We start from the raw sequence: 12,619 nt of genomic DNA, 5'->3' as shown, positions 1-12,619 counted from the left end.
CAAAATCCCGTCCGCCGGGAGCCGCTCGCGGCGGCTGGAACCTATGTGGAAGGCGAGGCGTTTTGCAGGCCGAGATTTCAACAGACCGAGATTTCAACGGAAAGGACGATCGCATGACCAGCAGGGACTTTCAGCTCCAGATGCAAGGGTTTGGCCTCACCACGGCGGAGATCCACTACCGCCTGCCCGATCATCGCAGCCTGCTGCAGCTCTACATCTGGCAGGAGTACGATATTGCCCCCGATTTCCCGACGCTGAAGCATTTCCTCGATTTCTGGGAGCGCGAGATCGAAGGCCCGCTGCATTCGGTGCGCGTCGCCCATCATCACCTGATCCAGCCCTCCGAATGGCGGGCCGTAAACGGCATTATCACCGTCCACTGAGGAGCAAGCCGATCAGCCGCTAGACAGCGGACAAAGTCTCCGAGGTGGGGGAAAGGCAGCTGCCTCTCCCACTTGTCTTGGATCTCACATTATCGGCGGGGGGGCCGGGCTAGCCGGCGTGGTCGACAGGCTTGCGGGCCAATGCGAGCAATCCGGCCTTGCGCGCCGCCCTGACGAAGGCCTTGCGCGCATCACGCGCGGTACGCCAACCGTCGAGCGCGTCGCGGCAGGTCCGATAGGCGGCGCGCCAACTCCGGCCGCGTGCACGGTCCGCCCACTGCTGGCGCATGCATTCGATGGCTTCCCAACTGCTGGCGGCCTTGCGCTCGCTGGATTGGAATTTCAACGTGATCGGCTCGGCAAAGCGGACGTCGTCCATCACTTCCTCCTTGTTTTCTGATCGTCTTCTTGTTTGAGCAAGCAACGTTATGCTGGCGGCACCGGCGGCCGGCCGGCGCCGCTGAAGGACATGGTTCGTCCCTTTGCGCGGTTCAAGAGCATCGCGGCAACAGCCGGTTATTCCTCCTCGTCCGGCCCTTGCAGCAGTTCGATCAGCATCGCTACTCTTGCCGTCGGCAGCGGTCGGCCCTCGTTCACCAGCGCCTCGTCGGCGGCGATCCAGGCCAGGGCCTCACGCAATTCCTGGACCGTCCCGTCCGTCGCCGCAATGTCGGCGATAACGGCGTCGTCGACCGGGCCCAGCACAGAAATGATCTCGTCGCGTGTCATGGTCAGCTCCATCTGCGAGTGCCGGGAATGGGCCCGGCAACACAAGAATCTGGGTCTTGACCTGCGGCAGACAATAACCGGCCGGGGAAGTCAGCGTTGGCGATTGAAGCCAAACAGGCAATCTCCTGCCGGACATCTCGCCGCAAGCCGGGAGATTGGCAGCCTCGCCGAACCGACCGAAAAACCGGCCCGAAAAACCGGCAACGCGAAAGCCACCGGGTCTTGACTTGCGGCGGACAGTAACCAGATCGAAGGCACCGGTCGCCGAAATGGGGCCGGCGAAACCAGGGAGCGCCAGCTCTTTGGCGCTCCTCGTATCTATGTTGCTCGATGGAGGATGTAGCTATGAGAACCGCATTCGATTTTTCCCCGCTCTATCGGTCGAGCATCGGCTTCGACCGCGTTTTCAACCTGCTGGAAAATGCTCCGCAGGCTTTCGACGCCTGGCCGCCCTATGACATCGCGCGCAGCGGCGAGAACAACTACCGCGTCACCATCGCCGTCGCTGGCTTTTCCGAGGACGACCTCGAGATAACCCACGAGCCGAACCTCCTGATCGTCTCGGGCCGGTACAAGGATCCGGACAACGCGGAGTATCTGCATCGTGGCCTCGCCGCGCGGCCCTTCACCCGCCGTTTCGAGCTTGCCGATCACGTCAAGGTCGCAGGCGCCTCGCTCGACAACGGCCTGCTCAGCATCGATCTGGTACGTGAGGTGCCCGAGGAGATGAAGCCGCGGCACATCGCCATCGCGACCGATGTCGCCGCGCCGAAGACCGGGCCGAAGGTCGCGCAGGTCGAAGCAAACATGCAGGCCGCCTGAACGCACCAGTCGAGAAAGGAGACTATGCAATGGCTATTCGTGATCTCATTCCCTGGGGCCGGGAGAACAATCAGGCCCCCAGCCTGTTCCGCCACGGCGATCGCGATCCCTTCCTGGCGCTGCATCGCGAAATGAACCGCCTGTTCGACGAGGCGTTCCGCGACTTCGACACGCGGCTGCCGTCGCTCGGTAGCTTCTCCGCTGCCCGCACCAGCTGGCCGAGTGTCGAAATCTCCGATGGCGAAAAGGAGATCCGCGTCACCGCCGAGATTCCCGGCATGGACGAGAAGGACGTCGAGCTGCTGCTCGAGGACGGCGTGCTGACGCTGCGCGGCGAGAAGCGCGAAGAGACCGAGGACAAGGACAGGCAGTTCTCCGAACGCTTCTATGGCCGTTTCGAGCGGCGGATCCCGCTCGGCTACGAAGTCGACGAAGACAAGGTGAACGCGGCGTTCCGGAACGGCGTGCTCAGCGTAACGCTGCCGAAGACGGAGCGCGCCCAGGCCAAGGCCAAGCGTATCGCCATCAACGACGGCAACGGCAAGTCCTGATGGCTCGCAGCAGGACGACGCCCCTTCTGCCCTGCCGGTTCCGGCGGGCAGAGGGGGGCAAATGTCGATGACCCGTTCTCCCGACACTCCGGTTCCGCCTGACCAGGCGCAGCACGCCCTGCAGTGCCTGACGACCGAGCATTTCGTGCTGCAAAACGCTCGCGCCGCGACCATTCAGGAAGCGAACCAGCGAGCCGATCTGTTCCTGACCTCGGTCTCGAGCGCAACGATTGCCTTGTCCTTCGTCGCGCAGGTCACGGAGATGGGCAGGCCGTTCGTGTTGTTCAGCCTGATCTTGCTGCCTTGCCTTTTCTTCATCGGGCTGGTCACCTTCGTGCGCGCGGTGCAGGTTGCCATCGAGGACATGGTGCATGCCCGCGGCATGGCCAGGATCCGCCACTATTTCGTCGAACTGGCGCCCGTCCTGCAAAGATACCTTGTCAATTCCACGCATGACGACCCCTCGGCGGTGCTGGTCGACAAAGGTCTCAGGCCCTCGCCGCTGCAATATTTCATGACCACCGCGGGGATGGTGGGCACGATCAACGGCGCCATCGCCGGCGTCTTCACCGGCATCGTTGTTAAGTCCGCTTTCGGCGGAGGCATGTCGCCCGGCGTGATTTGCGGGCTGGCGGTCTTCGCGACATGCATTCTCATCCTGCGGCGTTATCATAGTCGCGCCTGGGCGGCGGCCGAAGAAAGCTTGCCCGCACGGTTCCCGGGCGACAGTGGCGACAGCGAAAGCTAGCGCCGACGCAACCGGATGTCGAAAAGTGGCAGGGCGCCGCCCTTGCGTCTTGCGCGCCAATTGACCATCCTCGCCAACATCACTTTGCACCGCGGCCGGGGGGTTCGCATATGCCGACGCTTTATGCGCTGAAACCGGCCTTCCAGGCCAGGCTGCGGCCGCTTGCCGACGGCCTGGCCAGGGCGGGCATCACCGCCAACCAGATCACGCTGCTGGCCGCGGCCCTCTCGCTCGCCACCGGCCTTGTGGTGGCAGCCCTTGCCGGCCACCGCGTGGTCTTTCTGCTGATGCCGCTCGTGCTGTTTATGCGAATGGCGCTGAATGCGATCGACGGTATGCTCGCAAGGGAACATGGCCAGGCCTCGAAGCTCGGCATGTATCTCAACGAACTCTGCGACGTTGTCTCCGATCTCGCTTTGATCCTGGCTTTTGCCGTCATCTTTCCTGCCTGGGGCGTCGTTGCATTTGCTACCGCGGCGATGATTGCGGAATTCGCCGGTGTGCTCGGCATCGCCGCAGGAACCGGGCGCAACTATGCCGGCCCGTTCGGCAAAAGCGACCGGGCGCTGGCGCTTGGCATCCTCGCCGTGCTTATCGCGTCCGGCCTGTGGATCCCGGCGCTCACGCCGCTCGTGTTTCCGGCCATGGCTACACTCTCGCTGGCGACCGCCATCAACCGGATACGCAGCGGCCTTAACGGGAGCGGCAGCTGAATTCCGGTCTCGCCAGGGAGAACAACATGCTTCACCAACAGACGGTTGCCGCCGTGGCTCCAGCCAACATCGAGCGGGTGGCGCAGGAGCGCAGCTTCAAGAGCCATGACGGCACCGAGATCTTCTATCGCTATTGGCCGGCGCTGTCGGAACACCGCAAGGGTGCCATACTGCTGTTCCATCGCGGCCACGAGCATGGCGGCCGCATGGCGCATCTGGTCGACGAGCTCCAGATGCCCGACCACGCCTTCTATGCCTGGGATGCGCGCGGCAATGGCCGCTCCGCCGGCGAACGCGGCTATGCGCCGTCGTTTGCCGCGCTGGTGCGCGACATCGATTGTTTCGTGCGCGAGATCGGCAGTGACGGTTTTGCCCGGCGCGACATCGCGCTGATCGCGCAATCCCTCGGCGCCGTGCTTGCCGCCGCCTGGGTGCATGACTATGCGCCCGACATTCGCGCCCTGGTGCTGGCCGCGCCCGCCTTCTCGGTCAAGCTCTACGTGCCCTTCGCCAAGCAAGGCATTGCGTTGTGGCAAAAGCTGAAGGGCCGCTTCTTCGTCAATTCCTACGTCAAGGCGAAATTCCTGACGCATGACCCCGAGCGCATCGCCACCTTCGAGGCCGACCCGCTGATCACCCGGCCGATCGCCTCCAACATCCTGGTCGAGCTCTACGATCATGCCGCGCGCATCGTCGCCGACGCCCGTGCCATCACCGTGCCGACACAGGTTCTGATCTCGGGCAGCGACTGGGTGGTGCGGCATGGACCGCAGCACGAGTTTTTCGTCAACCTGGCGAACCCGGCCAAGGAGCGGCATGTGCTGCCCGGCTTCTTCCACGACACGCTGGGCGAGCGCGACCGCCACAAGGCACTCGACCTGATCCGGCCTTTCCTTGAAAAGCAATTCGCGGCGCCGGAAAAGCCGGTCGACCTGACCGAGGCCGACCGCGCCGGCTACACACGCGATGAGGCCGACCGGCTGGCCTCGCCGCTGCCGCTGCTGTCTCCCAGGGGGCTCTACTGGGCAATGAGCTGCGCCTCGATCCGCATGGGCGCCTGGCTGTCGTCCGGCATGAAGACGGGGATTGCCACCGGCTTCGATTCCGGTTCGACGCTCGACTACGTCTACGAGAACGAGGCGCGCGGCATCAGCCCCATCGGGCGCATGATCGACCGCACCTTTCTCGATGCCATCGGCTGGCGCGGCATCCGCCAGCGCAAGCTGCATCTGGAAGAGCTGATCGGCAGCGCCGCTGAGACGCTGAAGGCCGCCGGCCGGCCGGTCCATATCGTCGATATCGCCGCCGGCCATGGCCGCTATGTGCTCGATGCCGTGCAGAAATGCGCCGAGCCGCCGGCAGGCGTGCGGCTGCAGGATTTCTCCGAGCTCAACGTCTCGCTCGGCCGCAAGCTGATCGCCGAGCGCAAGCTGCCGGCGAGCGTCTCGTTTCATCAAGGTGACGCCTTCGACGCCACGATGCTGGCCGGGCTCGACCCGGCGCCGGATCTCGCCATCGTCTCGGGGCTCTACGAATTGTTTTCCGACAATGCCATGATCGCCCGCTCGCTCGGTGGACTGGCCAGCGCCATGCAACCCGGAAGCCTGCTCGTCTACACCAATCAGCCCTGGCATCCGCAGCTCGAGATGATCGCGCGCAGCCTGACCTCGCACCGCGGCGGCCAGGCCTGGGTGATGCGCCGCCGCACGCAGGCCGAGATGGACCAGCTGGTGGCGGCCGCCGGCTTCGAGAAGCTCGAGCAGCGCATCGACCAGTGGGGCATCTTCACCGTTTCGGTCGCGCGGCGCGTCTGAACATGGACTTGCCTGCTTCTGCCTTGCCTCGCGATGCCCCTGCCCTTCCGGCCTTGCCGCGCGAGCCGTATCCCGGGATAGTCCTGCGCGCCACATTGTGGCTGTCATTTCTTGCGCCGTTCTTCTACGCCACCTACGGCTTCGCCAATTGGCTGGCGTCGCGGCGCGACGATGTTGGCAGCATCGTGTTCGGCTGGGAGCATGGCGTCCCGTTCCTTGCCTGGACGATCGTGCCCTACTGGTCGATCAACCTGTTCTATGGTCTGTCGCTGCTGTTGAACAATTCGAAGAACGGCGTCGACCGCCTTGCCGGCCGCTATCTGACGGCGCAGCTCGTCGCCGTCGCCTGCTTCATCCTGTTCCCGCTGACGGCGACCTTCGTGCGCCCGCAGACGAACGGCCTGCCCGGCTTCATGTTTGCCGTACTCGGCGGCTTCGACAAGCCCTTCAACCAGGCGCCGTCGCTGCATATCGCGTTGCTGGTCATCATCTGGGACCATTGGCGTCACAGATTGACCGGCATGGCCGGCGTCGCCTGGCATGTCTGGTGTTTCCTGATCGGCGCCTCGGTGCTGACGACGTGGCAGCACCATTTCATCGACATTCCGACTGGCGCGCTGCTCGGCCTTTTCGCCCTGTGGCTGTTTCCGCACAACGGCGAGCTGCCGTTCGCCGGCTTCCGCCTGAGCGCTGACCCGAAGGCGCGACGGCTGGCGCTGTTCTATGCGCTAGGCGCAACCCTTGCGCTGGCCCCCGCGGCTGCCGGCGCGTTGGTCTCGGCGCTGCGGCTCATCCTGTTGTGGCCGGCACTGGCGCTGGCCATAGTCGCTTTCGCCTATGCCGGCGCCGGCGCCAAGGTGTTCCAGAAAATAGCCGATGGCCGCGTGTCGCTGGCCAGCCGTCTTCTGCTTTGGCCCTACCGCCTTGGCGCCAAGGCCAATGTGTGGGCATGGACGCGAAAGTTTCCGGCGCAGATCGTCATCGCCGACGGCGTTTCCCTTGGCCGTTTTCCGACCGCCGCCGAGGCCGACCCCTTCGGCACGGTGATCGACCTTGCCGGCGAATTGGAGAGGCCGCGTGGCGCCTCGATCCGCTGGGTGAGCCTGCCCATGGTCGACCTTTTGCCGCCGTCTCGCGAGGCGCGTGCGCAAGCGGTGGCGGCGATCGAGACGGCGCAGAGCCAGGGCACGGTGCTGGTCTGCTGTGCGCTCGGCTTCCAACGCAGCGCCGCCGTCGTCGCCGAATGGCTGGTCGCCAGCGGCCGGGCCGCCACGCCGGATCAGGCGCGAGGCAAGCTCGCCGCCGCCGGCCGGCCGGTGCATCTTGGCGTGGACCAGCCGGGATGACCGCCTTTCGAGACAGGGCCGAGACGTTCGCCGCCGGGCTGATGGTGCAGGTGGCGTGGCCGCTGCTGTTGATTGCTGCTGCCTTGCTGGCGGCGCCGGTTATCGGCCTGGCGGCTGCGCCGCAAACATCGTCGCTATCCGCGGCGGCCTGGCTGATCGCCGCCGCGGGCGCCATAGCCACAATTATTCTCTCGGCCCTGCTTTTGTTCGACGCGCTGCTGTTCCGGCTGATGGCCAGCCATGCCAGCGAGGCAGGCGGCGGTGCGGCGATCGACGACGTGCTGGCGCGCATGCGGCTGAAACCCACAGCTTCCGGCGGCCGCTCGCTCGACCAGCGGATAGCCGGCACGCGCCGTCTGCTCGTCAAGCAGCGTATCGCGTTTGGCCTGTTCGCGGCGGCCTCGGTCGTCGCGGCATTCTTTTGAGCCTGTCCATGACAAAGCTTCGCGTCAGCACCTTTACCCTGCTGCAGACGGTGACCTCGGTCGGCCTGTCGGCGCTGGCCTGGGTGGTCACCGGCGTGCGGCCGATCTGGAACGGCAGCCAGCCATCGGACCGGCAGCGTATCTACTTCGCCAACCATGCCAGCCACGGCGATTTCATCCTGCTGTCGGCCTGCCTCAGCGAGAAGGAACGCGCCCGTACCCATGCGGTGGCGGCCGCCGATTATTGGGGCAAGACGCGGCTGCGCCGTTTCATTGCCGAGGACATGCTGTCTTCCGTGCTGATCCACCGGCAATGGACGGACGAAACGCAGCACCCGATCTCGATCATGCTGTCGGTGCTCGACCAAGGCCATTCGCTGATCCTGTTTCCCGAAGGCACGCGCAACATGACCGACGAACCGGTGCTGCCGTTCCGCTCAGGCCTCTACAATCTGTCGATGGCGCGGCCCGATGTCGAGCTCATCCCGTGCTGGATCGAGAACATGTCGCGGGTGCTGCCCAAGGGGCAATTCGTGCCGGTGCCGCTGCTTTGCCGCGTCGTCTTCGGCGCGCCGATCGCCATTCAACCGGGTGAGGAACGCCGCGCCTTTCTCGACCGCGCCCGCGAAACGCTGCTGGCGCTGAACCCCCGGCCGCAGCGAGACGATTGAGGACCAAGGCAAAATGCTGCCGATGATGCACGAAACCCTCATTCTGATTGTCGGCCTGCTGGCGGTGCTGATCAGCGCCAGCGTCGTCGCCGGCGTCTTGTCATGGCGCGCGCCAAAGCCGTTGTCGCCGACGCTGGTCAACCTCACCCAGCGCATCAATGCCTGGTGGGTGATGGTGGTGGCGATCACCGTCGCCTTCTTCTTCGGCCGCCCCGGCATGACCATCCTGTTCGCGCTGATTTCCTTCGCCGCGCTGCGCGAATTCGTGACGCTGACCCACAGCCGCCGCAGCGACCACTGGGTGCTGCTCGGCATGTTCGGCATCGTTATCCCGTTCCAGTACTGGCTGGTGTGGACCGCCTGGTACGGGCTCTTCACCATCTTCATCCCGGTCTACTGCTTCCTGCTGATGCCGGCGATCACCGCGCTGCACGGCGACACCGAGCGCTTTCTCGAGCGCGTCTCGGCGCAGCAATGGGCTGTCATGATTTCGGTCTACTGCGTCAGCCACGTGCCGGCGCTGCTGACGCTCGAGGTGCCAGGCTTCGAAGGCCGCAACCTGTTGCTGATCGCTTTCCTGATCATCACCGTGCAAGGCAGCGACGTGCTGCAATATATCTTCGGCAAGCTGTTCGGCCGGCATCTCCTGGCGCCGACGGTCTCGCCGTCGAAGACGTGGGAGGGGCTGGTCGGCGGGCTGGCGGCATCGAGCCTGCTCGGCGCGCTGCTGTCGTTCCTGACGCCGTTTTCGCCGCTGCAGGCAGCCGGCGTCGCCTTCATCGCCTGCCTGATGGGCTTCCTCGGCGGGCTGGTCGCCTCCGCCATCAAGCGCGATCAAGGCGTCAAGGACTGGGGCCATCTGATCGAAGGCCATGGCGGCATGATGGACCGTGCCGACAGCCTGGTCTTTGCCGCCCCGGTCTTCTTCCATACGGTGCGCTATTTCTGGACTGTGTGAAGACTGGCGCCGTTCGTCGCGGTAGCATCCGAACGGTTCAGCGCGACGCTTGCGAAGACACCTGATCCGTTTCGTTATTGCCGTTTTCGCGAAAGCGGTAATAACCCGACCTGCCGCGGTCTTCGCCGCGCTCATTTTGCCGCGGCGAGCGACTCTTTCTTGCGCGCCGGCGCCAGGCGGCGCACGCGGCGTTTGGCGGTGGTCTTCAGCGCCACCGGCGGAGCGCTGGACAACGCACCGAGCACCGCACCGACCATGCCGTGTGCGACGAAATCGGCGTTGATCTCATTGGCCAATCTGGCGTCTGCCTCCTGGTTGTCGCTGTCGGCTTCCGACCACAATACGATGCCCACCCGCAACCTTGGTTTGGCGCGTTTCAGCCGACGGACCAGGAACCGGCCGTGCTTGACGGAATCCCGGTTTAAAAATCCGACGACGACGGTATCGACAGCGTCGAGCTCAAGACGGCGAATGCTCCCCGGTTCCATATCGGCGAAGCTCGCTCTCAACACCGTGGCGCCCTGGATTTCGAGTACCTGCGCCAGCATGGCGGCAGCGGCATCGTCGAGTTCGCCGCGCCCTCCGCCGCACAGCACCGACATGCCCGTGCCATCCGGCAGTTCAGTGTCGTCCTCGCCCTGAACCTCCCCCTGAACCTGCTTGTCCTCGCGTGAGCCGTTGTCCTCGGCCGCGGCCGTATCGTCCTCTTCCGCCTCCTCCTGCGCGCTGTCGTCGAGGTTCGCCACCATCGTCAGCGCGCTGCCCGCGACCTGCTGTCTTTGCTCATCGCTCAACACACCACGCACCCGGTCCTGCTCGCCGAGCAGAAGTGCGGGAATCGCAACCTCGTCGTAGAACTCGACCAGATATTTTTCCTCCAGCATCTCCTCGGCATGGTCCGTCGCTTCCTCGGGATCGCCGGCCAGCAGCCGCTGGTAAAGCCGGGCGTGCGGTTCGAGCACGGGTTCGTTGCCGAAAAGAACGTCGAGGAATTCGAACTGCGGCACATGGCGGCCGAGCACGACGAGGCAGACCGTGAGCGGCGTCGACAGAACGAGGCCCAATGGCCCCCAGAGCCAGGTCCAGAAGATCGCCGCAACGATGATAGCCAATGGCGACAGCCCGGTGCGCGAGCCGTAGAGCCAGGGTTCGATCACGTTGCCGGTGATCAGTTCCACCACGACGAAAAGCCCGGCGGTCCATAGCACGAGCGACCAGCCGGGCGCCACGGCAAGCGCCAGGAACAGAGGCAACAGCGTCGCTATGACCGGGCCGATATAGGGGACGAAGCGCAGCGCCAGCGCCAGCAAGCCCCACAGCAATGGATTGGGTATGCCCAGCAGCCAAAGTCCGATTGCAATCGGGACGGCATAGACGATGTTCACGACCAATTGCATCAGCAGATAGCGGCCGACGCGCTTGCCGGCATCCTGCAGCGCCTCGGTAGTTCGATGCAGATCGCCGTAGCCGACGAGGCGTATGAAGCGATCGCGCAGATCCTCCCGCTCGAGCAGCATGAATATGACGACCACGACGATCAGCCCGGCCGATGCCAGCGGGCTCAGCAGCGGGCCGATCAGATTCTGGAGAACCTCGAGCGGTCGTTCGCGCGCGACGATTTCGACCGGGATCGGCTCCCGCGGAGGCTGATCGGCGGCGGGTTGAGCGGGTTCGGGTCTGTCGAGCTCCTGGCCGACGCGTTCGATCACCCGGCTTAATCTGGAAACGATGCCTCCGCCGACGCCGGTTTCCTTGAGCGACCGGACCTTGGTCAGGATATTCGCCTGGTAAAGCGGAATGTTCTGCGCCAGTTCACTGACCTGCGTGGCGACGATGAAGGAGAACAGCGCCAACACCGTGAATGCGCCGAGCACGCTGGCGATCACGGCAGGAAGACGCGGAATGCCGGCTCGCTTGAGTGTCGAAACCATGGGTACGAGCGCAAAGGTAAGCAGCAGCGCGATTGCGATCGGCAGAAAGACCTCGCGCCCGAAATAGAGCGCCGCGACGGCCGTCACGACCGACGCTACGCTGGGCAAGGATGTGCGCGGAAGCGCCCTAGCCGCGGAAACAATGCCCGCCCGCCGGGGCTCCGACAGGTGCGCGCCGTTTCGACGATTTGCCGCCACTTGATACCTCCGCCCCGCCGTCGCCATGATCGGGCATATTGAGCCGGCGTGCAACTTCGTAGCGTCTCACCCAGCTGGACGCCGATTGCCCTCGTCGGCAGCGCCGCAAATTCAGTCATGGTAGAATTTTCTGCATTAATGGCGTCACGGGCAATCCTGTTCCATGCCTGCGCCAGAACGTGGAACTTTCGGGTCAAAACACCGTTCCTTCGTAGATCGCTGATGGACAACCTCAAAGCAGCAGCTCAGGAGGAATGATCATGAACATCAAGATGCCTTGCATGGGCGCGATAGCGCTTTCAATGATGACCGGCGCAGCGCTTGCCGCCGGTGCCACTGGCACTTCGGCGCTCGACGATCCGCAGAAAATGACGCCCTTCTTCACCGACGCCGGCATGAAGAGCATGAAGTCGGAAGCCGAATTCAAGGCGGCATGGATGGCCATGTCCACGAGCGAGCGGGCCATGATGTTGAAGGAATGCAGCGACGCAGGCATTGCCAAGATGCATGCTGACTTCTGCAAGATGGCCAACCAACTCGGGAACAAGTGACCGCCGGCTTCTTGCCGATTGCAATAACGGACCAAGCGAAAGGGCGGGCAGCTCCGCCATTGTGCGACCTTCCTGTCCGCACCGGCGAGCGCTCAGCTATTTGAACTCGTGCCGGAATATCCACGTAACGAAGGCCACGGCTTTTGTTCGATTGCCGTGGCGCCATCGACATGGAATGACCGCCTGGTTCGAGCGCACGTCGCGGGGCGGCAATGCCACTACCGCCCGGGGGATTCTGCTCGCAACCGGTTTTCCGGTTGGCCGTCCACATAGCATTGCCAGCCGGCACGTTTGGCTGCCGGCACGCTTGACCCGGTGGGCTCGACCCCAGCACGCTTGACCTCGCCACCAACCGTGAGATAGGCCGGGTAATGACCCACCGCCTCCGCATCGGAGCCCCGCGAAAGACCTGCCATGACCGACGCGATCGTAAGAGACAGCAATGGCACGGCGCTGCACGAGGGCGACTCCGTGACCCTGATCAAGGATCTCAAGGTCAAAGGCACCTCGGAGACGATCAAGCGCGGCACGCTGGTGAAGAATATTCGCCTCACCGGCAATCCCGGCGAGATCGAATGCAGCACCAGGCAGGTGAAAGGCCTGGTGCTGAAGACCGAGTTTTTGAAAAAGGCGTGATCGCCTCGGCACCTTCGCTTCCATATCAATCGCCCTCATGACTGAACCGCTCATGTGAGTGAATCGCCCGCGCCAGGAGCTGGAGGAGCGGCGCCCTCCCTCTATGTTGCACTGCGTTAGATTTGTTGCATTGCAATATCGGC

At 64.3% G+C, this 12,619-nt stretch carries 15 protein-coding genes; 12 read left to right on the top strand and 3 right to left on the bottom strand.

The features are described from left to right. The first annotated feature begins 113 nt into the window (after positions 1-113). Complete coding sequence (locus RQ479_RS00915; RefSeq protein WP_023718102.1) at positions 114-383, top strand: usg protein; 270 nt, start codon at positions 114-116, stop codon at positions 381-383. Between the two features lie 109 nt (positions 384-492). Here the strand turns inward: RQ479_RS00915 and RQ479_RS00910 are convergent, their stop codons facing one another. Together RQ479_RS00910 and RQ479_RS00905 are read right to left on the bottom strand one after the other, a co-directional pair. Continuing rightward, a complete protein-coding gene (locus RQ479_RS00910; protein ID WP_376703788.1) occupies positions 493-762 on the bottom strand; it encodes a DUF982 domain-containing protein in 270 nt (89 codons plus the stop codon). Between the two features lie 137 nt (positions 763-899). Beyond that, complete coding sequence (locus tag RQ479_RS00905) at positions 900-1,112, bottom strand: hypothetical protein (protein WP_292664633.1); 213 nt, start codon at positions 1,110-1,112, stop codon at positions 900-902. A gap of 345 nt (positions 1,113-1,457) precedes the next feature. Between RQ479_RS00905 and RQ479_RS00900 the strand changes: the two genes are divergently transcribed. The 9 genes from RQ479_RS00900 to RQ479_RS00860 all read left to right on the top strand — a co-directional run bounded on the left by RQ479_RS00900 (position 1,458) and on the right by RQ479_RS00860 (position 9,160). Next, positions 1,458-1,934: an Hsp20 family protein gene (locus tag RQ479_RS00900; protein ID WP_376703787.1), complete on the top strand. Its 477-nt coding sequence runs from the start codon at positions 1,458-1,460 to the stop codon at positions 1,932-1,934. Between the two features lie 29 nt (positions 1,935-1,963). Then, positions 1,964-2,485, top strand: coding sequence for an Hsp20/alpha crystallin family protein (locus RQ479_RS00895; protein ID WP_376703786.1), 522 nt, complete (start codon positions 1,964-1,966; stop codon positions 2,483-2,485). A gap of 67 nt (positions 2,486-2,552) precedes the next feature. Further along, a complete protein-coding gene (locus tag RQ479_RS00890) occupies positions 2,553-3,233 on the top strand; it encodes a hypothetical protein (protein ID WP_376703785.1) in 681 nt (226 codons plus the stop codon). A 110-nt stretch (positions 3,234-3,343) separates the two neighbouring features. After that, a complete protein-coding gene (locus tag RQ479_RS00885) occupies positions 3,344-3,946 on the top strand; it encodes a CDP-alcohol phosphatidyltransferase family protein (protein WP_376703784.1) in 603 nt (200 codons plus the stop codon). 26 nt (positions 3,947-3,972) lie between these two features. Then, positions 3,973-5,760 (top strand): bifunctional alpha/beta hydrolase/class I SAM-dependent methyltransferase, encoded by a 1,788-nt coding sequence (locus RQ479_RS00880; protein ID WP_376703783.1) that lies wholly within the window; start codon positions 3,973-3,975, stop codon positions 5,758-5,760. Between the two features lie 2 nt (positions 5,761-5,762). Then, on the top strand, positions 5,763-7,106 hold the full coding sequence (locus RQ479_RS00875; protein ID WP_376703782.1) for a phosphatase PAP2/dual specificity phosphatase family protein: 1,344 nt from the start codon (positions 5,763-5,765) through the stop codon (positions 7,104-7,106). Then, positions 7,103-7,531, top strand: coding sequence for a hypothetical protein (locus RQ479_RS00870; RefSeq protein WP_376703781.1), 429 nt, complete (start codon positions 7,103-7,105; stop codon positions 7,529-7,531). Before RQ479_RS00875 ends, RQ479_RS00870 begins: the two co-directional genes overlap by 4 nt. Positions 7,532-7,539: 8 nt before the next feature. Further along, positions 7,540-8,202 carry a lysophospholipid acyltransferase family protein gene (locus tag RQ479_RS00865; RefSeq protein ID WP_376703780.1) on the top strand — a complete coding sequence of 221 codons (663 nt, stop codon included), beginning with the start codon at positions 7,540-7,542 and terminating at the stop codon, positions 8,200-8,202. A 22-nt stretch (positions 8,203-8,224) separates the two neighbouring features. Then, positions 8,225-9,160 (top strand): phosphatidate cytidylyltransferase, encoded by a 936-nt coding sequence (locus RQ479_RS00860; RefSeq protein WP_023675663.1) that lies wholly within the window; start codon positions 8,225-8,227, stop codon positions 9,158-9,160. Positions 9,161-9,291: 131 nt separating this feature from the next. On the opposite strand, the gene RQ479_RS00855 is transcribed toward RQ479_RS00860, so the two are convergent. Beyond that, the gene (locus RQ479_RS00855) at positions 9,292-11,289 is read right to left on the bottom strand and encodes an AI-2E family transporter (protein ID WP_376703779.1); all 1,998 of its coding nucleotides are present in this window, start codon (positions 11,287-11,289) and stop codon (positions 9,292-9,294) included. A gap of 260 nt (positions 11,290-11,549) precedes the next feature. Here RQ479_RS00855 and RQ479_RS00850 point away from each other — a divergent pair, with 260 nt between their 5' ends. Next, positions 11,550-11,840 carry a hypothetical protein gene (locus tag RQ479_RS00850; protein WP_376703778.1) on the top strand — a complete coding sequence of 97 codons (291 nt, stop codon included), beginning with the start codon at positions 11,550-11,552 and terminating at the stop codon, positions 11,838-11,840. 414 nt (positions 11,841-12,254) lie between these two features. Further along, complete coding sequence (locus RQ479_RS00845) at positions 12,255-12,476, top strand: alkylphosphonate utilization protein (protein ID WP_352481647.1); 222 nt, start codon at positions 12,255-12,257, stop codon at positions 12,474-12,476. The last annotated feature ends 143 nt before the right edge of the window (positions 12,477-12,619 follow it).

Source organism: Mesorhizobium sp. ISC25, from assembly GCF_042295465.1.
Taxonomy (GTDB): Bacteria; Pseudomonadota; Alphaproteobacteria; order Rhizobiales; family Rhizobiaceae; genus Mesorhizobium.
Note: the sequence above shows the minus strand (reverse complement) of the source record. Positions and strands in the feature narration are given on the sequence as shown.

Excerpts from the sequence above, each read along its gene's own strand:
- RQ479_RS00885 (WP_376703784.1), top strand. The coding sequence starts at position 3,344 with ATGCCGACGCTTTATGCGCTGAAACCGGCCTTCCAGGCCAGGCTGCGG.
- RQ479_RS00860 (WP_023675663.1), top strand. The coding sequence starts at position 8,225 with ATGATGCACGAAACCCTCATTCTGATTGTCGGCCTGCTGGCGGTGCTG.
- RQ479_RS00880 (WP_376703783.1), top strand. The coding sequence starts at position 3,973 with ATGCTTCACCAACAGACGGTTGCCGCCGTGGCTCCAGCCAACATCGAG.
- RQ479_RS00895 (WP_376703786.1), top strand. The coding sequence starts at position 1,964 with ATGGCTATTCGTGATCTCATTCCCTGGGGCCGGGAGAACAATCAGGCC.
- RQ479_RS00875 (WP_376703782.1), top strand. The coding sequence starts at position 5,763 with ATGGACTTGCCTGCTTCTGCCTTGCCTCGCGATGCCCCTGCCCTTCCG.
- RQ479_RS00890 (WP_376703785.1), top strand. The coding sequence starts at position 2,553 with ATGACCCGTTCTCCCGACACTCCGGTTCCGCCTGACCAGGCGCAGCAC.
- RQ479_RS00905 (WP_292664633.1), bottom strand. The coding sequence starts at position 1,112 with ATGACACGCGACGAGATCATTTCTGTGCTGGGCCCGGTCGACGACGCC.
- RQ479_RS00850 (WP_376703778.1), top strand. The coding sequence starts at position 11,550 with ATGAACATCAAGATGCCTTGCATGGGCGCGATAGCGCTTTCAATGATG.
- RQ479_RS00900 (WP_376703787.1), top strand. The coding sequence starts at position 1,458 with ATGAGAACCGCATTCGATTTTTCCCCGCTCTATCGGTCGAGCATCGGC.
- RQ479_RS00915 (WP_023718102.1), top strand. The coding sequence starts at position 114 with ATGACCAGCAGGGACTTTCAGCTCCAGATGCAAGGGTTTGGCCTCACC.
- RQ479_RS00865 (WP_376703780.1), top strand. The coding sequence starts at position 7,540 with ATGACAAAGCTTCGCGTCAGCACCTTTACCCTGCTGCAGACGGTGACC.
- RQ479_RS00910 (WP_376703788.1), bottom strand. The coding sequence starts at position 762 with ATGGACGACGTCCGCTTTGCCGAGCCGATCACGTTGAAATTCCAATCC.
- RQ479_RS00870 (WP_376703781.1), top strand. The coding sequence starts at position 7,103 with ATGACCGCCTTTCGAGACAGGGCCGAGACGTTCGCCGCCGGGCTGATG.
- RQ479_RS00845 (WP_352481647.1), top strand. The coding sequence starts at position 12,255 with ATGACCGACGCGATCGTAAGAGACAGCAATGGCACGGCGCTGCACGAG.